The organism is Winogradskyella sp. 266wxhm, from assembly GCF_058964685.1.
Genome location: NZ_CM179559.1, coordinates 805,737 through 831,756, shown reverse-complemented (window position 1 = coordinate 831,756; position 26,020 = coordinate 805,737). Strand labels below are relative to the sequence as shown.

At 33.0% G+C, this 26,020-nt stretch carries 25 protein-coding genes; 8 read left to right on the top strand and 17 right to left on the bottom strand.

Going from position 1 to position 26,020, the window contains the following annotated elements:
* Nucleotides 1-6: 6 nt before the first annotated feature.
* The 3 genes from AC2H4K_RS03820 to AC2H4K_RS03810 all read right to left on the bottom strand — a co-directional run bounded on the left by AC2H4K_RS03820 (nt 7) and on the right by AC2H4K_RS03810 (nt 2,967).
* Nucleotides 7-540, bottom strand: coding sequence for an RNA polymerase sigma factor (locus AC2H4K_RS03820; protein WP_281138465.1), 534 nt, complete (start codon nt 538-540; stop codon nt 7-9).
* 223 nt (nt 541-763) lie between these two features.
* Nucleotides 764-1,777 (bottom strand): UDP-N-acetylmuramate dehydrogenase, encoded by a 1,014-nt coding sequence (gene murB, locus AC2H4K_RS03815; protein ID WP_281138464.1) that lies wholly within the window; start codon nt 1,775-1,777, stop codon nt 764-766.
* Nucleotides 1,777-2,967 (bottom strand): pyridoxal phosphate-dependent aminotransferase, encoded by a 1,191-nt coding sequence (locus AC2H4K_RS03810; protein WP_281138463.1) that lies wholly within the window; start codon nt 2,965-2,967, stop codon nt 1,777-1,779. The genes murB and AC2H4K_RS03810 overlap by 1 nt, the downstream gene beginning before the upstream one ends.
* A gap of 116 nt (nt 2,968-3,083) precedes the next feature.
* Here AC2H4K_RS03810 and AC2H4K_RS03805 point away from each other — a divergent pair, with 116 nt between their 5' ends.
* Complete coding sequence (locus AC2H4K_RS03805; RefSeq protein ID WP_493742855.1) at nt 3,084-4,463, top strand: aspartyl protease family protein; 1,380 nt, start codon at nt 3,084-3,086, stop codon at nt 4,461-4,463.
* 33 nt (nt 4,464-4,496) lie between these two features.
* Here AC2H4K_RS03805 and AC2H4K_RS03800 read toward each other — a convergent pair whose 3' ends face one another.
* Complete coding sequence (locus AC2H4K_RS03800) at nt 4,497-4,922, bottom strand: DUF1573 domain-containing protein (protein WP_281138461.1); 426 nt, start codon at nt 4,920-4,922, stop codon at nt 4,497-4,499.
* A gap of 186 nt (nt 4,923-5,108) precedes the next feature.
* On the opposite strand from AC2H4K_RS03800, the gene AC2H4K_RS03795 reads away from it, so the two are divergent.
* A complete protein-coding gene (locus AC2H4K_RS03795; protein WP_493742854.1) occupies nt 5,109-7,742 on the top strand; it encodes a valine--tRNA ligase in 2,634 nt (877 codons plus the stop codon).
* 235 nt (nt 7,743-7,977) lie between these two features.
* The gene (locus AC2H4K_RS03790) at nt 7,978-8,646 is read left to right on the top strand and encodes a hypothetical protein (RefSeq protein WP_493742853.1); all 669 of its coding nucleotides are present in this window, start codon (nt 7,978-7,980) and stop codon (nt 8,644-8,646) included.
* A gap of 56 nt (nt 8,647-8,702) precedes the next feature.
* On the opposite strand, the gene rodA is transcribed toward AC2H4K_RS03790, so the two are convergent.
* The 6 genes from rodA to purH form a co-directional block, all read right to left on the bottom strand.
* Nucleotides 8,703-9,980 carry a rod shape-determining protein RodA gene (gene rodA / locus AC2H4K_RS03785; protein WP_281138458.1) on the bottom strand — a complete coding sequence of 426 codons (1,278 nt, stop codon included), beginning with the start codon at nt 9,978-9,980 and terminating at the stop codon, nt 8,703-8,705.
* Between the two features lie 3 nt (nt 9,981-9,983).
* Nucleotides 9,984-11,927, bottom strand: a complete 1,944-nt coding sequence (gene mrdA, locus AC2H4K_RS03780; protein ID WP_281138457.1) for a penicillin-binding protein 2 — start codon at nt 11,925-11,927, stop codon at nt 9,984-9,986.
* Nucleotides 11,924-12,430: a rod shape-determining protein MreD gene (locus AC2H4K_RS03775; RefSeq protein WP_281138456.1), complete on the bottom strand. Its 507-nt coding sequence runs from the start codon at nt 12,428-12,430 to the stop codon at nt 11,924-11,926. The genes mrdA and AC2H4K_RS03775 overlap by 4 nt, the downstream gene beginning before the upstream one ends.
* Nucleotides 12,423-13,244 carry a rod shape-determining protein MreC gene (mreC, locus tag AC2H4K_RS03770; protein WP_281138455.1) on the bottom strand — a complete coding sequence of 274 codons (822 nt, stop codon included), beginning with the start codon at nt 13,242-13,244 and terminating at the stop codon, nt 12,423-12,425. Before mreC ends, AC2H4K_RS03775 begins: the two co-directional genes overlap by 8 nt.
* Nucleotides 13,245-13,254: 10 nt before the next feature.
* Nucleotides 13,255-14,283 (bottom strand): rod shape-determining protein, encoded by a 1,029-nt coding sequence (locus tag AC2H4K_RS03765; RefSeq protein ID WP_281138454.1) that lies wholly within the window; start codon nt 14,281-14,283, stop codon nt 13,255-13,257.
* Nucleotides 14,284-14,408: 125 nt separating this feature from the next.
* Nucleotides 14,409-15,938 carry a bifunctional phosphoribosylaminoimidazolecarboxamide formyltransferase/IMP cyclohydrolase gene (gene purH, locus AC2H4K_RS03760; protein ID WP_493742852.1) on the bottom strand — a complete coding sequence of 510 codons (1,530 nt, stop codon included), beginning with the start codon at nt 15,936-15,938 and terminating at the stop codon, nt 14,409-14,411.
* A 139-nt stretch (nt 15,939-16,077) separates the two neighbouring features.
* On the opposite strand from purH, the gene AC2H4K_RS03755 reads away from it, so the two are divergent.
* Nucleotides 16,078-17,328, top strand: a complete 1,251-nt coding sequence (locus AC2H4K_RS03755) for an ABC transporter permease (RefSeq protein WP_281138452.1) — start codon at nt 16,078-16,080, stop codon at nt 17,326-17,328.
* 43 nt (nt 17,329-17,371) lie between these two features.
* Here AC2H4K_RS03755 and AC2H4K_RS03750 read toward each other — a convergent pair whose 3' ends face one another.
* A complete protein-coding gene (locus tag AC2H4K_RS03750) occupies nt 17,372-17,827 on the bottom strand; it encodes a GAF domain-containing protein (protein ID WP_281138451.1) in 456 nt (151 codons plus the stop codon).
* A 95-nt stretch (nt 17,828-17,922) separates the two neighbouring features.
* On the opposite strand from AC2H4K_RS03750, the gene xrtF reads away from it, so the two are divergent.
* The 4 genes from xrtF (at nt 17,923) to AC2H4K_RS03730 (ending at nt 20,355) form a co-directional block, all read left to right on the top strand.
* Nucleotides 17,923-18,474 (top strand): exosortase family protein XrtF, encoded by a 552-nt coding sequence (xrtF, locus tag AC2H4K_RS03745; protein WP_281138450.1) that lies wholly within the window; start codon nt 17,923-17,925, stop codon nt 18,472-18,474.
* The gene (locus AC2H4K_RS03740; protein ID WP_281138449.1) at nt 18,467-18,895 is read left to right on the top strand and encodes an exosortase F system-associated membrane protein; all 429 of its coding nucleotides are present in this window, start codon (nt 18,467-18,469) and stop codon (nt 18,893-18,895) included. The genes xrtF and AC2H4K_RS03740 overlap by 8 nt, the downstream gene beginning before the upstream one ends.
* A gap of 133 nt (nt 18,896-19,028) precedes the next feature.
* The gene (locus AC2H4K_RS03735; protein WP_281138448.1) at nt 19,029-19,415 is read left to right on the top strand and encodes a hypothetical protein; all 387 of its coding nucleotides are present in this window, start codon (nt 19,029-19,031) and stop codon (nt 19,413-19,415) included.
* An 82-nt stretch (nt 19,416-19,497) separates the two neighbouring features.
* On the top strand, nt 19,498-20,355 hold the full coding sequence (locus AC2H4K_RS03730; RefSeq protein ID WP_281138447.1) for an HAEPLYID family protein: 858 nt from the start codon (nt 19,498-19,500) through the stop codon (nt 20,353-20,355).
* Between the two features lie 373 nt (nt 20,356-20,728).
* Here the strand turns inward: AC2H4K_RS03730 and groL are convergent, their stop codons facing one another.
* The 6 genes from groL to AC2H4K_RS03700 all read right to left on the bottom strand — a co-directional run bounded on the left by groL (nt 20,729) and on the right by AC2H4K_RS03700 (nt 26,019).
* Nucleotides 20,729-22,357, bottom strand: a complete 1,629-nt coding sequence (gene groL, locus AC2H4K_RS03725) for a chaperonin GroEL (RefSeq protein ID WP_281138446.1) — start codon at nt 22,355-22,357, stop codon at nt 20,729-20,731.
* A 102-nt stretch (nt 22,358-22,459) separates the two neighbouring features.
* Nucleotides 22,460-22,735, bottom strand: a complete 276-nt coding sequence (locus AC2H4K_RS03720; protein ID WP_281138445.1) for a co-chaperone GroES — start codon at nt 22,733-22,735, stop codon at nt 22,460-22,462.
* A gap of 144 nt (nt 22,736-22,879) precedes the next feature.
* The gene (gene secG, locus AC2H4K_RS03715) at nt 22,880-23,221 is read right to left on the bottom strand and encodes a preprotein translocase subunit SecG (protein ID WP_493742851.1); all 342 of its coding nucleotides are present in this window, start codon (nt 23,219-23,221) and stop codon (nt 22,880-22,882) included.
* Between the two features lies 1 nt (nt 23,222).
* Nucleotides 23,223-24,158: a DUF8458 domain-containing protein gene (locus tag AC2H4K_RS03710; RefSeq protein ID WP_493742850.1), complete on the bottom strand. Its 936-nt coding sequence runs from the start codon at nt 24,156-24,158 to the stop codon at nt 23,223-23,225.
* A 7-nt stretch (nt 24,159-24,165) separates the two neighbouring features.
* Complete coding sequence (locus AC2H4K_RS03705; RefSeq protein ID WP_281138442.1) at nt 24,166-24,672, bottom strand: LptE family protein; 507 nt, start codon at nt 24,670-24,672, stop codon at nt 24,166-24,168.
* Nucleotides 24,673-24,750: 78 nt separating this feature from the next.
* The gene (locus tag AC2H4K_RS03700) at nt 24,751-26,019 is read right to left on the bottom strand and encodes a sigma-54 interaction domain-containing protein (RefSeq protein WP_281138441.1); all 1,269 of its coding nucleotides are present in this window, start codon (nt 26,017-26,019) and stop codon (nt 24,751-24,753) included.
* Nucleotide 26,020: the final 1 nt, after the last annotated feature.

Sequence of the window (26,020 nt, the reverse complement as noted above, 5' to 3'; positions counted from 1 at the left end):
AATAATTTATGGATTGTAAACCTTTTTCAGTTCCCTTAATCCTATTTTTAATCTAGATTTTATAGTACCCAAAGGAATGTCTAACTCGTCACTCGCTTCTTGTTGTGTCATTCCCTGAAAAAATAGGGCATCTAACACAATTTGGTACTTTTCATCTAATCGTCCAACATGCTCTTTAATATCCAAGACATCTTGGTTTATTTTCGATGTTGGTAATATATATACGTTTGAAGTATCGATTTGGACTTCTTTTTTGTATCTATTATTAAAACTTCTCAGTTTATCGATAGCAGTATTCCTAGCTATACGGTATAGCCATGTAAAGAGTTTTGCTTTTTTAGGGTCGTACTTAGAAGCATTTTTCCAAACCTTTACAAAAGTTTCTTGTAAAGCATCTTCAGCAATTTCCTCATTGATAGTTACTTTTAAAATTACTCCATATAAACTGTTGGAATAGTGCTCGTAAAGTAAATTCAAAGCACGCTTATCTCCTTTTTGAAGGAAATCGATGATTTTTTGTTCGGTAGGTGTGATGCTCAAAATTTATTAAATCAAAGTTTTTTTGATATTTGTAATCCAAATCGGGATTTAAAAACGTAAATATAATTAAATACACTTTATCAGAATAAAATAATGCACCGATAAGGTGATCTACATAAATTAGAATAATTTATTCTTCATACGAAGTAATTGGTTAATAGCATTTTTAAAATTATTCTAAATTCAAAAGTCATAATTATTGGAATTATGACTTTTGTTTTTTTTAGATAATATTGACCTCAGTTTCAATATCGATTTCAAAAAGTCGTTTTATTGTTTTTTGAATGAGTTGTGCCAATTCAAAAATATCTTTTCCGTTGGCGTTACCATAATTAACGAGTACTAAAGCTTGCTTGTTGTGTACACCATAATCACCGAAACGCTTACCTTTAAAACCAGCTTTTTCTATTAGCCATCCGGCAGGAACTTTGACTTCAGAATCTGAAATTTTATATGAAGGTATTTCAGGAAAATTTTCTTTCAGTCGATTAAAATGTTCTGTTGAAACTATCGGGTTTTTGAAAAAACTACCACTGTTACCTATGTCTTTAGGATTTGGTAATTTACTCTCTCTAATGGCAATAACAGCTTTTGAAATATCTTGAATTGTTGGTTTAGTACTATTTGAATTTTCAAGTTCTTGTTTAATGGCTCCATAATCCATATGCAGCGTATGGTTGTGTTTAGTAAGCTGAAGATTAACGCTTGTAATAATATATTCACCTTTTAAATCTTGTTTGAAAATAGATTCTCTATAGCCGAAATTACAATCGTTTTTAGAAAAGGTTCTTAAAGATTGATCTTTAATATTTACAGCTTCGCAACTAACAAACACATCCTTTAATTCTACTCCATAAGCGCCAATGTTTTGAATAGGAGCAGTACCGATATTTCCAGGTATTAGTGATAAATTTTCTATACCACCATAACCATTTTTGAGACACCATAAAACAAATTCGTGCCAGTTTTCGCCTGCCATGGCTTTAACGATTACTTTATCCTCAGTTTCTTCAACAATTTCTTTTCCTTTTAGGTTAATGTGAAGTACTAAAGCATTCACATTTTGGGTTAGTAGCATATTACTGCCACCACCCAAAATGAATAAAGGTTTTTGACTTTCGGTTTTTAAAACTTTCTGCAAATCTTCAATTGAAGTTATGTTACAATATGAATTTGCTTTAGCATCAATGCCAAAAGTATTGAAAGGTTTTAAAGAAACATTGTGGGATATCGTCATTAGTCTTTGTAAACTTTTAAAGCTTCGGCAAGTACTTTTACAGCTATCTTTAAGCTTTCTTCATTTAAAACGTATGCAATTCTAATTTGGTTTAAGCCGACTCCTTTAGTAGAATAAAAACCAGCAGCAGGTGCTACCATTACAGTGTTGTTTTCATAATCGAAAGACTCTAATAACCATCTTGCAAAATCATCAGAATTCTTAATTGGCAATTCGGCTATACAATAAAAAGCACCATTAGGTTTTGCTACTTTAACACCTTCAATTTTTTCTAATTCGGCAATTAATGTATTTCTACGCTTTACATATTCTTCGTTAACTTCATCAAAATAGTTTTGAGGAGTTTCTAGAGCAGCTTCACTAGCAATTTGTGCTAATGTTGGCGGACTCAACCTAGCTTGAGCAAATTTTAAAGCCGTTTTAATCACTTCTTTATTTTTAGAAACTAAGTAACCAATTCGTGCACCACACATACTATATCGTTTAGAAACAGAATCGATAACAATAGCGTGATCTTCTAAACCTGGCTCTTGAAGAATAGAATAATGTGAAATACCATCATAAACAAATTCACGATATACTTCATCAGCGATTAAGAAAAGGTCGTGTTTCTTAACGATTTCAGCAAGTTTTTTTATTTCTTCTTTTGAGTATAAATAACCCGTTGGGTTTCCTGGGTTACAAATAAGTATGGCCTTGGTTTTTGGTGTAATAAGTTTTTCAAATTCTTCGATTGGAGGTAATGCAAAATTATCTTCAATTTTAGAAATTACAGGTACTATGTTTATTCCCGAAGCGGTTGAAAAACCATTATAATTAGCATAAAATGGTTCCGGAATAATAATTTCATCATCAGCGTCCATAATACTTCCAAAAGCAAAAAGTAAAGCTTCACTACCACCTGTTGTAACGATTATGTCGTTATGGGTAACTTCAATAGAATTACGTTCGTAGTATTGAGCAATCTTTTTTCTGTAATCTTCAGAACCTTCAGATCTAGAGTAGGCTAAAATATCAAGGGAATGAACCTTAACAGCATCTAAAGCAACTGTAGGTGTTTTAATATCTGGTTGTCCAATATTTAAGTAATAAACTGTTTTTCCGTTTTTATGAGCTTCTTCAGCATATGGCACCAATTTTCTGATTGGTGATTCAGGCATATTAACTCCTTTGTGAGAAATTCTTGGCATATAATAGTTTTTAAAAATGCTAAGGTCTTAAATTTCTTAAAGTTTATTTAAAAAAAAGCCTTAAAAAATATGATTTAGGCTAAAGATTTGTAACTTAATTTAAAATACATGAATCTTTGACTTTCTTTTGTCGACATAATGTTTTTGTATTAATGTCTTTAATGTTTGGGTTTTTACCAGCTCAGGGTAAATTTTTTTTAAAAGAAGATGTTAGTAAAAAGATTGAATTTCAATTCATCAATAATTTAATCATAGTACCTGTAGAAATTAATGGAGTCAAATTATCGTTCGTTTTAGATACAGGAGTAAGTAAGCCAATTCTCTTCAATTTATCAGAAAAAGACTCTTTAGATTTAAAAAATGTTGAAACATTTTATCTACATGGTTTAGGAGGTGATGGGAAAATTCAAGCCATAAAATCTAGTTATAATAAACTGAAAATAGGGGACGCTATTGGTTTAAAACAAGATGTATATGTAGTTTTTGATAGAGATATCAATTTTGCATCTAGGTTAGGTGTATTAGTTCATGGAATTATTGGTTATAATATTTTTAAAGATTTTGTGGTAGAGATTAATTATGGTTCGGAATATATTAGATTATATAAGCCTGATAGCTATAGGCCCAAGATATCAAGAAAATGGGAAACAATACCTCTTAAAATTTATAATAAGAAACCTTATATAAATGCTAGAGTTAACATTGAAGAATCTATTAATAAAGTTAAATTATTAATAGACACAGGAAGTAGTGATGCTTTATGGTTGTTTGAAGAAACAGAATTAGGCATTGAGCCGAACGAAGATTTATTTTTTGAAGATTATTTAGGTAAAGGTCTGAGTGGTTCCGTATATGGAAAACGATCTAAAGTTGATATGTTTAGTATAAGTGAGTTTGATCTCAAAAATGTTAATGTTGCTTTTCCTGATTCATTATCGGTTGATATTACAAAAACGACACGTAACCGAAAAGGTAGTTTGGGGGGAGAGATTTTAAAACGATTTAGGCTCTTTTTTGATTATACACATGAAAGGTTGTATTTAAAGAAAAATAACATGTTTAAAGATCCTTTTACTTACAATAACAGCGGGATTGTATTTGAGAATGATGGTTTTACTTTTTTTAAAGAAAAAGTTATAATACCAGTTAAGACTAACTATGGAAAGCATGAAGGGTCGTCTACTAGTGCTAATAGTGGTGTAGCTTTCAAACTTCGCGATTTAGTTAATTATAGGACTAGACTAAAGCCATTATTTAAAATTGTAGAGTTAAGGAAATCTTCTAATGCTTATTTAGTAGGTTTAAAAATAGGTGATCTTTTGGTTGGTATTAATGGAAAGAAGGTTGGTGAAAAAACTACTCTTGCGCAAATTAATGAAGACCTATATGGAAAAACAGGTAGAACTATAAGATTAAGTGTATTGCGAAACGGACAAATAATACGATTTAAATTTAAGTTAGATAACGCCTTCAAAAAAGAAGAGCACTCAAATTGAGTGCTCTTTAAATTTTATTAATTAGATTGAAATTTACTCTTCAATCATACTTTTTTCTTTCTTTTCTAAAACACTTGTCTTACTAGAGTCAACTACTAAACCTTTAATTTTTAAGGCAACTGTAGGAGTTTCAGCATTAGAAGTTATAGTTATTGTCTTTCTAATAGGGCTAACTCTTGTAGTGTTATATTTAACTTTTATTTCACCTTTTTCTCCTGGTGCGATAGGATCTTTTGGCCAACTAGGCACTGTACATCCACAAGTAGATTTAGCATTAGATATAATAAGTGGTGCATCGCCTGTATTGGTAAACTTAAAAATTCTTACACCATCAGCACCTTTCTCGATAGTTCCATAATCGATAACATCGGTTTCAAATTCGATTTTTGCTGTCTTTTCTTGAGCATAAGATGTAAAGCCTATAAAACTTACAAATAAAATTGCTATTAAATTTTTCATCATTTTAATTTTAAATAGATACTTTCAAAACTAGGTACTTTTTCGTTCTCCTCAAAATTAATTAGACGTAATACAGCGTATTTAACAATAATTAAAGATTTGTAAACACAATAATCACCTAATAATTTTTCAAAAAAAGAAATATAAGTACTTTTGTCAGTTACTTAGCAAAAACAATACCAAAACATGGAAATTCCATCAAAATATAATGCACTGTCAGTAGAGAATAAGTGGTACGACTACTGGATGAAACATAATTATTTTCACTCTACACCAGATGAAAGAGAGCCATATACCATTGTAATTCCACCTCCAAACGTTACAGGTGTTTTACATATGGGACATATGCTAAACAACACTATTCAAGATGTACTTATTCGTCGTGCACGCTTATTAGGAAAGAATGCCTGTTGGGTACCTGGTACAGATCATGCCTCAATTGCAACTGAAGCTAAAGTAGTTGCTAAGTTAAAAGCTGAAGGTATAGATAAAAATGATCTGTCTAGAGAAGAGTTTTTGAAGCACGCTTGGGATTGGACACATGAATATGGTGGAGTAATCTTAGAACAATTAAAAAAACTAGGATGTTCTTGTGATTGGGATAGAACCAAATTTACGATGGATGACGATATGTCTGAAGCTGTTATTAAAGTTTTTGTAGACTTATATAATAAAGGACTTATCTATCGTGGATACCGCATGGTAAATTGGGATCCGGAAGCTAAAACAACATTATCAGATGAAGAAGTAGAGTATGTTGAAAAACAAGGAAAGCTTTACTATGTTAATTATAAGATTGAAGGCAGTGATAACACTTTAACTATAGCTACGACTCGTCCTGAAACAATTTTAGGAGACTCTGCTATTTGTATTAATCCAGAAGACCCAAGACATCAAAATCTTAAGGGTAAAAAAGTAATTGTACCAATTTGTAATCGTGTTATTCCGATAATTGAAGATGATTATGTTGATGTGGAATTTGGTACAGGTTGCCTTAAAGTTACTCCAGCTCATGATGAAAATGATAAAGTTTTAGGTGATAAGCATAATTTAGAAGTTATAGATATCTTTAACGAAGATGCGACTTTAAATAGCTTTGGTATGCACTACGAAGGTCAAGATCGTTTTGCAGTGCGTAAAGCTATTGTTAAGGAGTTAGAATCTTTAGGGCAAATTGAAAAGATTGAAGATTACACTAATAGAGTTGGTATTTCAGAGCGTACTAAAGCCATTATAGAGCCACGTTTAAGCGACCAATGGTTCTTAAAAATGGAAGACTTAGCAAAACCAGCTCTAGATGCTGTTCTTAAGAATGGAGATGTAAAGCTTTTCCCTAAAAAGTTTGAAAATACGTACCGTCACTGGATGGAAAACATCAGAGATTGGAATATTTCACGTCAATTACTTTGGGGACAGCAAATTCCTGCTTACTACTATGGTGATGGAAAAGAAGATTTTGTAGTTGCTGAAACACTTGAGCAAGCTGTTAAGCTTGCGCAAGAAAAGACTAACAACTTACAACTAACAACTAAAGACTTGCGACAGGAAACTGACGCACTAGATACTTGGTTCTCTTCTTGGTTATGGCCAATGTCTGTATTTGATGGTATAAGAAATCCTGAAAATGAAGAAATAAAATACTACTACCCAACCAATGATTTGGTAACAGGTCCAGATATTCTGTTCTTTTGGGTAGCTCGTATGATTATTGCAGGTTATGAGTATAAAGACCAAAGACCATTTGAAAATGTATATCTCACAGGATTGGTAAGAGATAAGCAAAGACGAAAAATGTCTAAGTCGCTTGGTAATTCACCAGACGCCTTAAAGCTTATTGAACAGTTTGGTGCAGATGGAGTGCGAGTAGGTTTATTGTTAAGCTCTGCTGCTGGAAATGATTTGTTGTTTGATGAAGACTTATGTGATCAAGGAAAGAAGTTTGCTAATAAAATATGGAATGCCTTTAGATTAGTAAAAGGATGGGACGTTAGTGAAGGTATTGAGCAACCTCAATCAAGTAAAATAGCGTTAGAGTGGTTTGAAACCAAATTGCAAAAAACACTAATTGAGATAGAGGATCACTTCAGCAAATATAGATTGAGTGATGCTTTAATGGCAACTTACAAGTTGATTTGGGATGATTTCTGCGGATGGTTGTTAGAAATGATTAAACCAGCTTATGGAGAGCCAATAGATAGTACAACTTTTAAGGCTACTATTGCTGTGTTTGAAGATTTATTGAAAATCCTTCATCCATTTATGCCTTTCTTAACCGAGGAAATTTGGCAATATATAGAGGAGCGTTCACCAGAAGAAGCGCTTATTATTGCAAAATGGCCAGCAAGTAAACCAATTAATGAAGCATTAATTTCCGAGTTTGATTTTGCTGCAGAAGTTGTTTCTGGTATTAGAAATATTAGAAAACAAAAGAACATAGCTTTTAAAGATGCTATTGGTTTTTCTGTTGTGAACAACGAAAATGTAGCCTCTACTTTTGATGGTTTAATTTCAAAAATGGGTAATTTAAATAGTTTTGAATATATAAAAGAGCCAATTGAAGGTGCCTTAACGTTTAGGGTAAAGTCTAATGAGTACTTTATTCCTATGGAAGGTAGTATAGACGTAGAAGCTGAAATTAATAAGTTAACTGAAGAGTTAAATTATACTGAAGGCTTCTTAAAGTCAGTTCAGAAAAAATTATCGAATGAGCGTTTTGTAAATAATGCGCCAGAACAAGTTGTAGCTTCAGAAAAGAAAAAAGAAGCAGATGCTTTAGCTAAGATTGAAACTATAAAATCTAGTTTGGCAAGTTTACAATAAGACTATTTTAAAGATTAGAACTAAAGTCTCTTAATGAAAATTTTGAGGCTTTTCTTTTTCAAGAATAAATCTTAAAAACGTCTAATTTAAGTTAACCTTCTCATAAAGTGTTAAGTAATTACTTCAATTTGTTAAAACTGATCAATATTTTAAGAATAGTTTAGTTTGAGATGTTTTCAAATTTTCAAGATCGCTTTTAATTTTATCAGTGTATAATTTTAAAATCAAAATGATTATGAAAACGATGAAATTATTTACAACTACATTTTTAGCTACAGGATTTGTTTTAATGTCTTGTAATGAAGGAAAAACAAAGGAAGTTAAAATGAACGATTCTGAAGTCACTGCAATGAGTTCTAGTTTCAATTCTAATAAAACTATTGATAATACAGTAACAACTCGCGAGTATGCCATGAATGATGGTAGTGAAATAAGTTATAGTTTAGGAAATGATGGTGTAGAATCTTTAGAAGATTGGGAAGCATATAACACATTAAACAATGAAATATCAGAAGTGGAAGCGGCAGAACTCCAAACTACAAATGAGAGAATTGCAAGTTGGGATGGAGTGATTGCTAATCTTCAAAATACAATACCAGATTGGTTAAAAACTGAAGAAGTTATGGAAGATGTCGCTGACGTTCAGAAAGAATATAAGGAGTTGGTAAATGAAAAAAGTACAACTGCTAAGGAAAGAGAAGAAAACCTTGAAGAGCTTTCAGAACAGTTTGATGATTTGCAAGAAGAGCTAACGGAAACCGTTAATGAGTATTTAAAAAATCATGCAGATGCCATTGAAGAATATAACGAGGAAATGAAAAAAGGAAAGAAAAAAGCTGCTGTTGAAGAGTATAATGAAGAAATAAAAAAGAATGATAAAATTGCTGATTATGAAGAGCAATAATAGTTTTTTCGTTAGATAATTAGTGAGGGACAGATTTTAAATCTGTCCTTTTTTATTTACCATTCATTTATCTTATTACTATCTAATTTTATAAAAATAAAAAGCAGTATTGTAAAGCCCCAAAGCCCAGATCCACCGTAACTAAAGAATGGCAATGGAATACCAACCGTAGGAATTAAACCCATTACCATACCCGTATTTATGGTAAAATGAATAAATAATATAGATGCAACTCCATAGCCATACACACGGCTGAATTGTGATTTCTGGGATTCTGCTAAGAACAAAATTCTAAGTATTAAAGCAACAAAAAGTATCACGACAAAACTACTTCCTAAGAAACCCCATTCTTCACCTACAGTACTAAAAATATAGTCAGTATGCTGCTCTGGTACAAACTTTCCTGTGGTTCTTGTACCTTCTAAGAATCCTTTTCCTGTCCAACCACCAGAACTTATAGCTTGTTCAGATTGGATGAGGTTATAGGCCTCTTCTTTTTTCATGCGCTCTAATTTGGCCGGATCTTTTTCTAATCGTAACCAAAGACTAATCCTGTTCTGTTGATGGGCTTTTAAACCATGTTCATAAAATAGTTTTACACCATAAGAAAAACCTATACATACTAAAAGAACGATGATATACTGAAATATAGAACCTCTTTTTTTCTTTCTAAAAAAGTAGGCAATCGTTAACACTACAGCAGCTACCAAACCAGCAATTAAAGCACCGAATTTGAGACCCAAAACAGCTAAGATTATTAATGACAAACCAATAACAAGGTAAACTTGTTGTAAGCCTTCTCTATAAAAGACAAAGAAAAAAGCTAAGTAAACAATGGTGCTTCCGGCATCATTCTGAAGTAATATGAGTAATGCAGGCACTATGATTATAGCCGTAACCTTAATTTGATCTTTAATGGTTTGCATATTGGTCTGCATATCGCTGATATATTTTGCTACAGCAAGTGCAGTGGCAAACTTGGCAAATTCACTTGGTTGTATAGTCATACTTCCTATGCCATACCAAGAGCGAGCGCCATTCACATCCTTTCCAAAGATGAAAAGACCAACAAGCGCTAAAATGGCAGCCAGATAAATAACACTTGCAAAACGCTCGTAGAATTTAGCTTCAAAGGATAGTATGAGGATAATTAGAACAAATGTTAAGCCTATAAAAATGGTTTGCTTTCCGTAGGATTGATCCAAATCAAAGTAACTTGTAACTTCTCCTACATGAGATGCAGATAGTATATTTACATAACCAAAACCTACTAATAATAAGAAAATAATTATGGTAATCCAGTCGAATTTAAAACGTCTTTGATCTCTTATCATAACTTACGACTTAGGAATTTCAGATTTTATTTCGAGTAAATTTTGAAACTCCTGCTCAGTAACAGGGTTTAAAGTTGTTTGTCTGTTTATGCCAAAAGGCTCACCAGAATAGGGTTTTTCGTATTCATGTTCTAAAGAATGTTGCAACACGAAAGTTTCCATATCTGTTCTAGTTATTTCACCATCTTTAAGATAATATTCAATCATTAAACTAGCCATTCTACCTGCAAAACGACTACCGAAATAGCCGTTTTCTACAAAAACAGCAATAGCTATCTTTGGATTATCTTTTGGTGCAAATGCTACAAAAATTGAATGGTCAGTTAATTGCGTTTTTTTACCGTCAATCATAGCAAAATTTTCAGCCGTACCAGTTTTACCACAGATTTCAATATCTTGGACTTTAAGGTATTTGGCAGTTCCTTTGTTGTAGACATCAAACATACCTTCAACAACAGGTTCAAAATGTTTTCTGTCTATTGTCGTATATTTTGGTGTTGTAAAATCTGAAGGTATAGAGTCTTCTTCAATATTTTTAATGATATGTGGAGTAAAATAATAACCTCTATTTCCTATAGCAGCAGCCATATTTGCAAGTTGTATAGGTGTTGCTAAGACTTCTCCTTGACCAATGGAATTAGAAAGGGTAAATGTAGTGTACCATCTGTTTTCACCATAACCTCTGTTGTAAGTTTCTGCATCTGGTATTTTTCCGGGTTGGCCAACAGATAAGTCATTATTTAGATAATTTCCTAAGCCAAAACTTTTAATATGATTACTCCAGACATCCATGCCTTCTGCTGGAGTATCGTATTTGTCCATGATTTTTCTGTAAACATTAGCAAAATAGGCATTGCAAGATTCGTAAATACCGATATTCATATTTACGGGACTTGCATGAGCATGACACCCCATTTTACGGTTGCCATAGCGATAACCCATATTACAGCTAAAACGCTCTTGTGTAGTAACAACTCCTTCTTGTAAACCTACTAAGGCATTTAATGTCTTAAATGGTGATCCGGGAGGATACATAGCTTGTAGGCCTCTATCGAATAGAGGTTTAGCAATTGTATCTCTGTAAAGTTTGCTGAAATTTTTAGATCGATCTCTACCAACAAGTAAATTTGGGTTATAAGAAGGTCCAGAGACCATAGTTAAAATTTCACCAGAGCTTGGCTCTATGGCTATTATTCCTCCACGTTTATTGGTCATTAATAATTCTCCATAGGCTTGCAATTCAGCATCTATGGTAATAGTAATGTCCTTTCCTGGTTTTGGTAAGGTATCGTAAATGCCATCTTTGTATGGACCAATATTTTTGTTAAAACGGTCTTTTTGAATGAATTTTATACCTTTTGTACCTCGTAGAATATCTTCATAGGTTTTTTCGATACCTTGTTTACCAATCAAATCCCCTAATCTGTAATACGGTTGTTTAGCAATTATTGAGCGGTTTACCTCTCCGATATCACCCAATACATTGGCGCCAATAGTTGTCTGATAAGAACGTAATGAACGTTTTTGAATATAGAATCCTTCATATTTTCGCATTTTCTCTTGAAGCACAGCATAGTCTGTCTTAGATAACTGAGAAACAAAAGGAGATGGTAATCTTGGTGAATATGTTGTGGCACGTTCTAGTTTTTTATTGTAATCCTCCCTAGTGATTTTTAATAAACTGCAAAACTCATTTAAGTCTGTAGAATCTAGAGGAACAACTTCTCTAGGGATAACCATAACATCGTAAGAAGGTTGGTTTGCAACCAATAGCTTACCGTTTCTATCATAGACATAACCACGCTTAGGGTAATTAAACTCTTTTCTTATTGCGGTATCTTCAAAAAGGTCGTAGTTAGAATTATCATAAACTTGAAGATAAAATAAGCGCGCAATAAAAACGAGTCCAACTAAAATAACAGTGGTTAAGAGTAGGAGTTTTCTCATTTACGATTTCGGCTAAATAAAATTATAATCAATACACTAAGTATTATAGTGAAAATACTAGAAAATAACGTCTTTTTTAAAATTAATAGTATATCGGTTATGTTAAATATCTCAAGTGAAAAAAGTATAAGGTGATGCAAAATAGTACCGAAAGTAACATAGCTTATTAAGCTGCCAATTTCGGTGTTAGTGAACTTAATACTTTGGTGTTCGTAAAGCATACCAAAAGAAGACTTAAGAAGTATAGGCCTAGCGTATGCTAAGCATACAGCAGCAGCAGCGTGTACACCACCAGAATCTGAAAACATATCGACAAACATGCCTAGCATAAAACTAACCAATAGTAAAATCAATCTGTCTTCTTTTACGGGATATAAAAAGATGAATATTATGTAGATATATGGATTGATGTAACCAAAAAAATTGATGTTATTACAAATAACAACTTGCAACAATAGCAATATTACAAACCGAACGATATTTGATCCAATAACACTATTCATCTATGCTGTTTTGTAGTGTTTTAATTTCTTCTGCATCTAAATTTTGAAGTATGTATACTGTTCCAATATTGGTCATGTCGTTAAACAACTTCACATTAATGTTGTAGGTGTCACCACTAATGTCAGTTTCAAAACTATCAATAGTTCCTATCCCAATACCTTGAGGGAAAATAGAAGATTGACCACCTGTTACAATAGTGTCACCAACTTTTACAGGTGCAAATTTTGAGACATCAATCAGTTGAGTGAATTCAGGGGATTTACCATTCCACTTTAGTGAGCCTATATGATTTGTAGATTTCAATTTGGCGTTAATTCTACTTTTTCTATTCAATATAGAAAGTACGGTTGCATAACCATTAGAAGTGTTATCAATAATGCCAATAATACCATTAGAGGTAATTACACCAAAATCTTCTACTAAGCCATCTTTTTCACCTTTGTTTATAGTGAGGTAATTATCCGAAAGTGAATAGCTGTTTTTGTAAACTTCAGCAGTAAATACTTTATATTTTTCTTTAGCGTATGAGGTGTCAATAAAAGAAGAATCTGATTTATTTTCTAGATTTAATATTTTTTCCCTTAGCAATCTGTTTTCTTCAGCTAAAATTTGATTCTCGTCTTTTAAATCAAAATATTGGTCAACAGAATTAACAGTACCATAAACGCCACCAGTAATTCCGTTTGCAGAATTTATAAATTTGCTTCTGTGGTAAGAATGTGATTGAATAGTTAAGGCTAATGCAATACTAAAGAGTAATAAAAACAACAGAAACGTTTTGTTTCGTATAACAAAATTGAATATTTGTTGCATTATTTACCTCTTATTTTATCAATACGCTTTTGTATTTAGATAAGTTTTTTAGTACGATTCCTGTACCTCTAACAACAGCTCTTAAAGGATCTTCAGCAATGTAAACCGGTAAGTCTGTTTTTTGAGACAGACGTTTGTCTAAGCCGCGTAACATAGATCCACCACCTGCTAAATAGATACCTGTGTTGTAAATATCTGCAGCCAGTTCTGGTGGAGTCTGAGATAGAGTTTCCATAACAGAATCTTCAATTCGTAGAATTGATTTATCTAATGCTTTAGCAATTTCACGGTAAGAGATATTAACCTGTTTAGGTTTACCAGTCAATAAATCACGACCTTGAACACTCATGTCTTCAGGTGGTAATTCTAAATCTTCCGTTGCAGCACCAATTTGTATTTTTATTTTTTCAGCTGTTCTATCACCAACGTATAAGTTGTGTTGCGTACGCATGTAATAAATAATGTCGTTAGTGAATACATCACCAGCAACTTTTACAGATTTATCACAAACAATACCACCAAGTGCAATAACCGCGATTTCAGTAGTTCCACCACCTATGTCAACAATCATGTTTCCTTTTGGTTGCATAATATCAACACCGATACCGATTGCCGCAGCCATTGGCTCATGAATTAAGTAAACTTCTTTACCGTTAACACGTTCACAAGATTCTTTTACAGCACGCATTTCTACCTCAGTAATTCCAGAAGGAATACAAACCACCATCCTAAGTGCAGGATTGAAAAACTTTTTCTTTAGAGCGGGTATGTTTTTTATAAACATACTAATCATTTGCTCAGATGCATCAAAATCTGCAATAACACCATCTTTCAAAGGTCTGATGGTTTTAATGTTTTCGTGCGTTTTTCCTTGCATCATGTTGGCTTCTTTACCAACTGCTATGATTTTTCCGCTAATGCGGTCTCTTGCTACTATAGAAGGGTTGTCAACAACAACCTTATCGTTGTGTATTATTAGTGTGTTTGCGGTTCCTAAATCAATGGCTATTTCTTCGGTTAGGAAATCAAAAAATCCCATGCGCTGTACTTATAATTATTTTGGGTTATTTTGTCTACTTCTTGCGACTATCTGTAAATGTAATAAATTATACGATAATTTAATGATTATGGACGTTTATTACATTATTTTTTTCTGACCCGCTTTTAATGCTTAAAATGACGTGTTCCTGTAAAGACCATAGCCACGTTATTGTCGTTACAATAATTAATGCTTAACTCATCTTTAATTGATCCGCCAGGTTGAATAACCGCAGTAATTCCAGCATTGTCAGCAATCTCTACACAGTCAGGGAAAGGGAAAAACGCATCACTTGCCATAACAGCACCTTCTAAGTCAAAATTGAAAGATTTAGCTTTATGAATGGCTTGGTTTAAGGCGTCGACTCTACTTGTTTGGCCTGTTCCGCTTGCTAAAAGTTGTTTGTTTTTGGCTAAAACTATAGTGTTAGATTTGGTGTGTTTACAAAGTTTTGAAGCAAAAATTAAATCTTCTTTTTCAGCGTCTGTAGGCGCTTTTTTGGTGGCTGTACTTAAATCTTCAAGACTGTCGGTTTTGTTATCCTTATCTTGAACTAAAACACCATTTAAACATGTTCTAACAGTTTTTTCAGATAATTCAACATCATTTAAAATTAAAAGGATTCTATTTTTCTTTCCTTTTAAAATCTCTAAAGCTTCGTCACTAAATGAAGGTGCAATTACAACCTCACAGAATAACTTATGAATTTCTTCAGCAGTTGCTTTGTCGATTTCTGTATTTGAAATTAAAATACCTCCAAAAGCAGAAACAGGATCTCCAGCCAATGCATCTATATAGGCTTGATGAATAGTATCTCTTTGTGCAAAACCACAAGCATTATTATGTTTTAAGATGGCAAAAGTAGGAGCTTCACCTTTAAATTCTAATATGAGATTTACAGCTGCATCAACATCAAGAAGGTTGTTGTAGCTTAGTTCTTTACCGTGAAGTTTGGTAAACATTGCATCAAAATGACCGAAGAAAAATCCTTTTTGATGTGGATTTTCTCCATAACGCAACACTTTTCCTTTGGTCTCGCTAATTTTTAAAACCGTTTCTTCTTCGTTTTTATTGAAATAGTTAAAAATAGCAGAATCGTAGTGAGAGGATACATTAAATGCTTTTGAAGCAAAACGCTTTCTGTCTTCTTCTGAAGTTTCACCATTTTTAGTTTCAAGTAACTCTAAAAATTCAGCATAATCATCAACTGAAGATACACAAGTAACATCAGCATAATTTTTAGCAGCAGCTCTAATTAAAGATATACCACCTATATCGATTTTTTCAATAATATCTTGGTTACTAGCTCCTGAAGCTACTGTTTTTTCAAAAGGATATAGATCAACAATAACCAAATCTATTTGTGGAATGTCATATTCCTTTAATTCAGCAACATCACCATCATGGTTTTGGCGGTTAAGAATTCCACCAAAAACCTTTGGATGCAAAGTTTTTACTCTACCACCTAAAATTGAAGGGTAAGACGTAACGTCTTCTACAGGTACCACATCTATACCTAAATCCTTTATAAATTTCTCTGTACCACCAGTAGAGTAGATGGTTACATTAAGATCGTTTAATTTTTTTACAATTGGTGCTAATCCATCCTTACTGAATACAGAAATAAGTGCCGATGAAATGGTTTTGTTAGTCATAATGTTGTGTTGTTGATGCCGCAAAAATACACATATTACCAAAGAAAAGCTTATAGTAAAATACAGTTTCTTTAAGTTTTTTGTAACAATAAATTGTTGAAAACGTCCTATCTTTAAATTGTTTTAAAACAGCCAATACATGCTTGTCTATTTAAGGGTATTTAAAGAAAGTTTTTCTTTTGCGCTAAATGCGCTTAGAAATAACAAGTTACGTACATTTTTATCTCTTTTAGGAGTCACGGTTGGTATCTTTTCTATAATTGCTGTTTTGGCAGCTGTGGATTCTTTGGATAGAAACATTAAAGAAAATCTTTCAGGACTTGATAAGAATACCATTTACTTAACCAAATTTTCTTTTGGACCTAGCGAAGTGCCACGTTGGAAGCGTGATAATTTTCCACAGGTAGATCACGATGATTATGAGTTTATAAGACGAAATGTACCAGACATTGAAGAGGCGGCTTATGTAATCTTTGGTGGAAGTGAAACTGTACGCTATCAGGCTGAGACAATTTCTAATGTTAATGTGACGCCAGTCTCACATGGAATTTATGCCATAGATGATTTAAAAATTGAAAATGGACGTTTTTATTCTGAATTAGAATCTGATACAGGAGCTCCTGTTGTGGTACTAGGCACTAATTTGGCAGAAAACCTTTTTGATGATTTAAACCCAATTGGAAAAGTCATCAGAATTTTTGGTAGAAAGCTTACGGTAATAGGTGTTTTGAAAAAATATGGAGCAGGAATGGGTGATTCACCAGATGATAAAGCTTTTGTGCCTGCCAATTTTGTGCGTCGTTTTAGAAATGGAGGAGTTGATGGTTTACCTGGTGCTGTGGTTATAAAACCAGAAAAAGGTGTAGATGTTGGTGCCTTTGAACAGGTACTAAAACAAAAATTTAGAGCCTACAGAGGTCTTAAAGCTGATGAAGATGATGATTTCTTTGTCAATAAATTATCCGGTTTAGTGACTTTCATTGATGCCATTATCTCTGGATTAAATGCTGTAGGTTGGGTTATAAGCGCATTTTCTCTTTTAGTAGGTGGATTTGGAATTGCCAATATTATGTTTGTAAGTGTAAAAGAGCGTACCAATCTTATTGGTATTCAAAAGTCTTTGGGAGCTAAAAACAGGTTTATATTATTTCAGTTTTTATTTGAAGCGGTAATTTTAGCTGTTGTTGGTGGTTTGGTTGGTCTGTTTTTGGTTTGGGGAATAGCCATGATAATGAATAACGTGGTAGAGGACTTCACCTTCGTTCTTTCATTCTGGAATATGTTTATTGGCTTTGGGCTTTCTACATTAATCGGGTTAATATCTGGAGTTATTCCAGCTATATCTGCTTCAAAACTAGATCCTGTGGAAGCTATTAGGACTGGTATGTAGTATTTTTAGTAAGCAGTAAGCAGTAATTAAGTTAAATTACACTTTAGAGCAATTTAGCAACTTGCTTACAAACAAATTCTAGAAATCTTTCATCATCTTCTGTAAAAGGATCTGGAGTGTTAGAGTCAATATCTATTTGCCCAACATTTTCACCATTAACAAAAACTGGTATTACAATTTCCGCTTTCACTGTAATACTACAAGCAATGTAATTGTCTTGAGCAGAAACATCTGGCACTACAAAGTTCTTGTTACTTACGGCAACTTGTCCGCAAATACCTTTTCCGAATGGAATAATAGTATGGTCTGTTGGTTCACCAACATATGGCCCAAGCTTTAGTTCGTCTTTATCTCCATTTTTAAAATAAAAACCTACCCAATTATAATAATCAACATTTGCTTCTAAGAGTTCGCAAATTTTCAATAATTGCGCATCAACATCAACATCTTGTTGAGCAATAATAGACTTAACTTGTGGTTTTAATTCTTGTAATGTCATTGTTTCCTTAAAGCTTTTTTGCAAAAGTATTTTAAAATGATCTATTTTGAGATACTGTTTTTATAAATTTAACACCAAACTAACATAGTCTTTACTTGAGAGCTCTAATATCAAAATATAAATTAGTTATTCGGTTTATTGTCACCTTTTTGGTAGTTTATGGAATGTTGATTTTAGAGTATCATTTATACCTGAAGTTTTCAGATGGTTCGCAATTTTATCCTGATTATATCACTAATTTAGTAGCAAGGCAGACTAATACAGTAATTAACGGATTTGGATATAATGCAAGTATATTACCTCACTCTAATGAGCCCTCTATAAAAGTTATTATCAACGGTGAATTTGTAGCAAGAGTAATAGAAGGATGTAATGCTGTAAGTATCATTATTTTATTTATTGCATTTGTAGTAGCTTTTTCAGGAAGTTGGAAAACAACACTAATCTATTGTTTTGCAGGAAGCATTATTATTTATGTCTTTAACATTATGAGAATTGTGATATTGTCTATAGGATTGTATCATTATCCAGAGCATCAAGAGCTACTACACAAGGTGATTTTTCCGATGCTTATTTACGGTGTGGTTTTTATACTTTGGATGGTTTGGGTTAACCGATTTTCGAAAAAATTAAAAACCAATGCATAAAGCTTTAAGATTTATTTTGATAGGAGTTCTGCTCTTGCTTTTGGTTTTTATAAGAGCATTTGAAGATGTTTTGTTTTATGATCCTTACCTCACTTTTTTTGAAAATGATTATTTGCACATGGATAGTCCAAGGCGAGAAGTTGTAAAATTGGTTTTAAATACAACTTTACGTTTTGTTTTAAATTCAATTATTTCATTAGGAATTTTGTATTTGGTTTTTAGGGATAAAGGTATTTTGAAATTTTCAGTCATTATTTTCAGTGTGGCTTATATCCTTTTGATTATTCCTTTTTTATATTTTGTCATTAATCCAAAGCAAGAAGATTATTATTTATTCTTTAATATTAGGCGTTTTCTGATTCAGCCAATTTTATTTATACTGCTATTACCTGCTTTTTACTATCATAAAATTCATCGCTAATTTATTGGTGTCTGTCCCATAAGTGAATTTAACTATCTGAAAAACATTAAATTAAGTTTTTAAATGTTTTTTTAAAAACTTAAAGAGCATATTGCTATGAAAAATGTAGTATAAGTTTTAGTTTTGAAATGCAATGGAAAGTATAAGAAATAGCCTTTTTTCTAAAATTCTTTGGGGTTTCATGGGACTTTATTTTCTCAATATAAGTGTTGATGCGGCAGACCCTAACCCAGAATATATTCCTGAAGATTTATCGTTTAATGATCAAGAAAGTATAATTGAATTTATTCTAGAAAAGGTATTAGGCTACGAAGATGCCATACAAGAATATGACGATTATGATTCCGAAGATCATAATACAAAAAAGAATTCTAAGATTGACTTTTTGGTTTACCTAGACTCAGATAATGAAGCTAAGTCGCACTTCTGGCTAACCGAAAAGAAAAATAATTTCCTAGACTACAGTTCTCATTTAGCCAATGGTTTTAAGGAAATAGATAGTCCACCGCCTAAAGTTTGATTTGTTTTTTATAAGACTTTTTTAGTCCAATACTCTATAAAATGTATTGGGTAAATTTTTAATACATAATAAACAAATCAAAATGAACATCAATAAAATACTGATGCTAATAATTATATTGGTATCATCACCTTATGCTTTTGCTCAAAATAAAGAGACACTAAAAGATAGCATTTATATTCAAGAAGTAGAAAAAGATAAAGAACCAGCTAAAGTTCTACACGCAGAACCTTTGTATATTGATTTAATACGGGATTTAGGAGCTAGAAAAGGGGAGCGAGAATGGAACCTTGGATTAGGACTTACGGATAATACAGACTTTGATTCTTATGAAGCCCTTATAGAGTATGAATGGGCACCAATGGATAGGTTAGGGCTAGAGGTAGAGCTGCCTTTTACGTTTTATTCACCCATAAATGGAACCCCTAGAAGTGACATTCCTTCTAATCAACTTAACAGCATAAAAGTAGCAGCTCAATGGTCATTTTTTGTAAGTGAACCAATGGCTACTTCTATGGCAATAGGCTATATCAATGAATTTGAGTTATCTAGTTTTAGAGATTTTGGTAAACCTTTTATAAAAGGAAATGTTTATAATCCTTTTCTTGTTGTAGCGAAACGTTGGGGGAATAATTTTCATTCATTAATATATACAGGGCCAATGATTGGGCAGGATTTTAGTACAAATGAATTCCATACAACCTATGATATTAATACAAGTTTTCATTATATGATAACAGGAACTAGAAATTTCCTAGGTATTGAATTTAATAAGACATTTGATGGAGGTGATTTTGATATGACGTTGCGTCCGCAAATGCGGTTGGGGATAGCAGATGATCTGATGATAGGCATCATAGCAGGAGTTCCTATAAGTAGAGAAAATGAAAGGTTTAGTTCGTTTCTTAGGCTTATATGGGAGCCAAAGCATAGGCACTAAATATTTTAGTTAAATATTTGCCAATGAAAATATCACGGATTTACTTTATAAGTACCTTTAATATGTTCTTTTAAAACATATAAGTTATGGGACAAACAAAGTCTAAAGGCAAACCTTCAGTGGCAAAACAAGCGCCTAAGAAGACTCCACAGGCTTCTCCAAAGAAGAAGTAATTTGTGGACGGTTTATCAAAGTATAAGCCTCATTTTTTGGTAAGTAAGATTATTATACCACCTCCAAAAGAGGTGGTTTTATATTTTAGTAATTATTATTTAAAACAAAAGCCCTTGATTTTCACCAAAGGCTTTTGTTTTTATATATTAAAACTCAACATATCAGTAACGGTGAGTTCAATACTTGTCCATGCTACGAATTACATCATGCCTGGCATTCCGCCTCCCATTGGTGGCATAGCTGGTTCATCTTCTTTGATGTCTACTAAAGCACACTCGGTAGTTAAGATCATACCAGCTACAGAAGCAGCATTTTCTAAAGCAATACGCGTTACTTTTTTAGGATCTATAATCCCTGCTTTAAGCATATCTACATATTGTTCGGATTTTGCATCGTAACCAAAATCTTTTTTACCTTCTAGAACTTTGTTAATAACTACAGAGCCTTCACCACCAGCATTTTCTACGATGGTACGTAAAGGAGCTTCAATAGCTTTGTTCACGATTTGTACACCTGTAGTTTCATCTAAGTTATCAGTTGTGATTTTTTCTAAAGTCTTTTTAGCTCTCACTAAAGCAACACCACCACCAGCAACAATACCTTCTTCTACAGCAGCACGTGTAGCATGTAGAGCATCATCAACACGATCTTTCTTTTCTTTCATTTCAACTTCAGAAGCAGCACCTACATAAAGTACAGCAACACCACCTGCTAATTTAGCTAAGCGTTCTTGAAGTTTTTCTTTATCATAATCAGAAGTTGTTGTTTCTATCTGAGCTTTAATTTGGTTAACACGAGCTTTGATGTCAGCAGCTTTACCTTCACCATTAACAATAGTTGTATTGTCTTTGTCAATTGTTACAGTTTCAGCAGTACCTAACATTGATAAATCTGCATTTTCTAATGAGAAACCTCTTTCCTCAGAAATTACAGTACCACCAGTTAAGATGGCAATATCTTCTAACATTGCTTTACGTCTGTCACCAAAACCAGGTGCCTTAACAGCAGCAATTTTAAGACCACCTCTTAATTTATTTACAACTAAAGTTGCTAAAGCTTGTCCTTCAACATCTTCTGCAATAATTAATAACGGGCGACCAGATTGTGCAACTGGCTCTAAAATTGGAAGGATTTCTTGTAAGTTAGAAATCTTCTTGTCGAATAATAAAATGTATGGATTTTCTAAATCAGCCACCATTTTATCAGAATCTGTAACGAAGTAAGGAGATAAGTAACCTCTGTCAAACTGCATACCTTCAACAACATCAACATAAGTGTCAAGACCTTTTGCTTCTTCAACAGTAATAACACCTTCTTTTCCAACTTTACCAAATGCAGTTGCAATTAAATCGCCAATAACATCATCATTGTTAGCAGAAATAGAAGCGACTTGTTTTATCTTCTCTGAAGAGCTACCAACTTTTTGAGATTGTTTATCTAGATTAGCAACAATAGCTTCAACAGCCTTGTCAATACCTCTTTTTAAGTCCATTGGGTTAGCACCAGCAGCTACGTTTTTTAAACCTTCTTTTACGATAGCTTGTGCCAATACTGTTGCAGTAGTTGTTCCGTCACCAGCTAAATCATTGGTTTTAGAAGCCACTTCTTTTACCATTTGTGCTCCCATATTTTCAAGCTCGTCTTCAAGCTCAATTTCTTTTGCTACAGATACACCATCTTTAGTTACTGATGGTCCACCAAATGATTTTCCAATAATTACGTTACGACCTTTAGGTCCTAAAGTTACTTTTACTGCGTTTGCTAAAGCATCGACACCACGTTTTAGGCCGTCGCGTGCTTCAATATCAAATTTTATATCTTTTGCCATTTCTTAAATTTTTAGCTTTTTGCCTATAGTTATTCGCTATTGGCTTACACGTTTATTAATTAATTTTAAGATGCTATTAGCCAAAGGCTAATAGCTAAAGTTTTATACAATTGCTAATATGTCGCTTTCGCGCATCATTAAATAGTCTTTACCTTCAAGTTTAAGTTCTGTGCCACCGTATTTTCCATAAAGTACAGTATCGCCAACTTTTACTGTTAAAGGTTCATCTTTTTTTCCATTGCCAACAGCGACAACAGTTCCTTTTTGCGGTTTCTCTTTTGCATTATCAGGAATGATAATCCCTGAAGCTGTTTTAGTTTCAGCTTCCATTGGTTCTACCAGAACGCGGTCTGCTAAAGGTTTAATGTTTAAGCCCATTTGTTATAATGTTTTTAGTTGTTTATTAAATTACGCTTTAGCGTATTTCGAAAATTATGCCAAGTCAGAAGGACTGACAAACTTGCAGAAATAAAAAAGCCAGCTATCTAGCTGGCTTTAAAATATTGTTTATAAAAGGTTTATTTAACCTTGAGTTGTATCAATTGCAGTACCAGAATCGTTAGCAGATGGTGTAACTGGCATAGTTGTAGTTTCATCAGCATCGTAAGCCTTAGATTCTATTGAAGAACGTGTGTCAATAGTAAGGTTAGATGCTAAAATCAAAACAATTAAAGCAGTGGCTAAAAACCAAGTACTCTTATCTAAGAAGTCACCAGTTTTCTTAACTCCTCCTAATTGTTGTGTACCTCCACCACCAAACGATGATGATAGACCTCCACCTTTAGGGTTTTGTACCATGATTACTACTACGAGCAAAAATGCAACGATTACGATTAAAACTAAAAATATTGTAAATGCACTCATTTTATATTGTGTTATTATCTTTTAATTCTTGTACCAATTTTATTTGGTCTGCAAAGAAACTACTTTTTTCTGGATATTTCAAACTTAAAATTTTGTAAGATTGAATAGCTTTATCATAGTTTTTTTGCTCTAAGTATATACGAGCAAGAGTCTCAGTCATAATGCTTTCTGAAACGTCGTCGTTATTGTTTACTAATTTGGGTTTTGGTGTATGATCTTTTTTTACAGGTTTTATTTTAGGGTTTTCACTAATAAACTTATCAATGATATCTAATTTATTCTGTAAAGGAGGTGTAGAAATTTCATTTTCAACTGCTTCCTCTTGTCCTGACTCTTCCTCTCTAACTATAGGTTTAAAGCTTGTGATTTTTAACCACTCTACAAAAGAGTGACTTTCATTTTTGTCAAAATCTAGCGGTTTACCTATGTTCAGTTTTTCTTCAGGTGTAATGTTTTTTACATCAACCGCTATAATAGAATCTTCAAGTTTTGCAGGTTCTTCAGGTGTTAAAGAAGTGTCAATTGGTTTGGCCTTAAACAAATCGGGATCTAAAACACCATCAGTAGATTTTATATGTTCTTTTAAGGCTTCGTCAATAGTAACGCTTTTGTTTACCGAAATGTCATCTATATCATTAACTTCATAAGATTTAATAACTTCAGAATTCTGTTTTATTTGTTGAGATATTTCATTCTGAGTGAAAATATCTGAAGTTATATAATCGAAAAGTACACTTCTGTCAGCCGTGTAAGCTGCAGTAATTTTTAAGCTATTATTGTACTTGTAACTTTCTTTCTGTTTTAAACCTTTGAGATATAAAGCTCTTAAAGGCTGAAAATATGGGAATTCTTCAATTTTAGAACGTAACGCTTCTACCTGAGTAGCGGTAACCGCTTCAGGATGTTGTAAAAGATATGTTAGTTCTTGGTTTTGCATAAATAAATTACCAGTTTGCTAAAGATGCATTAAAAATATCTTGGGTTAGACGCTCAAAGATAACTTCAAAAGCTTCATCTTTTGTACCTCCTATAAGTTGCGCATTTGCAGGATAATCATAAAAGAAGGAGAAATTCTTTTCAAAATCTTTTTCGGTATCCTTCATGTTGAAATATCTAACATTTACAGAGACGGTTAACCGGTTTTGGGCAGCTGTGTTTTGTGCTGTCGCTGTCATTGGAGCAATTCTATATTCGGTTATTTCGCCTTCATAGATTAGATCTCCACCAGAATTTACTAAAGATAAACTTGTTTGGTTTTGGATATAATCTTGCAAAGCATTTGTAAAATCAATATCCAATCCAGGCTCTACTAAATCGGCATTATTCTGAAAGAAATTCACCTGAAAAGTCTTTGCGTTTCCAACTTGGGCTCCTGTAAAAGAATACTGAACGTTACAGTTAGTAAGCGTCGTTAAGACTAATAGAGCAAAGATGTATTTTAAATATTTCATTTTATATGTGATTAGATTGCTTTTTCAAAGAAACGATTTTGTGACGCTTCATATTTTTGCAACCTTCATAAATTTGTCTTAAAGATCGTACTGTTTAATTTTTCTGTAAAGCGTGCGTTCGCTAATACCAAGTTCTGCGGCAGCTAATTTGCGTTTACCGTTATGACGTTCTAGAGATTTTTTTATCAATTCTAACTCCTTGTCTTGTAAAGATAAGGTTTCTTCCTCTTCAATTTCTTCAGCAAAATGATACTTATCTTCAACATCTGAAGAAACAGACTCATTAACCTCGGAATGTTCTGGTATCGATAGAACTTCTAAATCTTCAACTGCATTTTCAAAATCATCATCATCATTGTCGTTACCATAAATTTTTTGAATAAGATGCTCGTTGTCTTTTTGCACATCTGAAGCACTACCGTTTTTCATCAATTCCATGGTTAGCTTCTTTAGATCGTTCAGGTCACTTTTCATATCAAAAAGCACCTTGTATAAAATCTCTCTTTCACTACTGAAATCACTTTCAGATTTTGAAGAGCTTACTACGGCAGGAAGCGTACTTCCTGTGTTTGGTAAATAATTCTGTAAGGTAGAAGCGTTAATTGAACGGTTTTGCTCTAAAACAGAAATTTGCTCGGCAACGTTTCTTAGTTGACGAATGTTACCGTTCCAACGGTATTTTAAAAGTAGATTGACAGCATCATCGTTCAGCTTTACTGTTGGCATTTTATATTTTAATGCAAAATCACTCGCAAATTTTCTAAACAATAAATGAATATCATCTTTACGATCTCTAAGTGGAGGTAGGTTGATTTCTACTGTACTTAATCTGTAATAAAGATCTTCTCTGAATTTTTCTTTTTTTATGGCTTCAAACATATTAACGTTTGTTGCTGCCACAATTCTTACATTGGTTTTTTGAACTTTACTAGAACCAACTTTTATAAATTCGCCATTTTCCAAAACACGGAGTAAACGTACCTGAGTTGTTAGTGGTAATTCGCCAACTTCATCTAAGAATATAGTTCCGCCATCTGCAACTTCAAAATAACCAGATCGTGTTTGTGTAGCTCCTGTAAATGCTCCTTTTTCATGACCAAAAAGTTCACTGTCTATGGTGCCTTCTGGAATTGCGCCACAGTTTACCGCTATATATTTGCCATGCTTTCTATGCGAAAGTTGATGTATTATTTTTGGAATACTTTCTTTACCAACACCACTTTCGCCAGTGACTAATACCGAAATATCAGTAGGCGCAACTTGTATTGCTTTTTCTATGGCACGGTTGAGTTTAGGGTCGTTCCCTATAATACCAAAGCGTTGTTTAATAGCTTGTACAGATTCCATA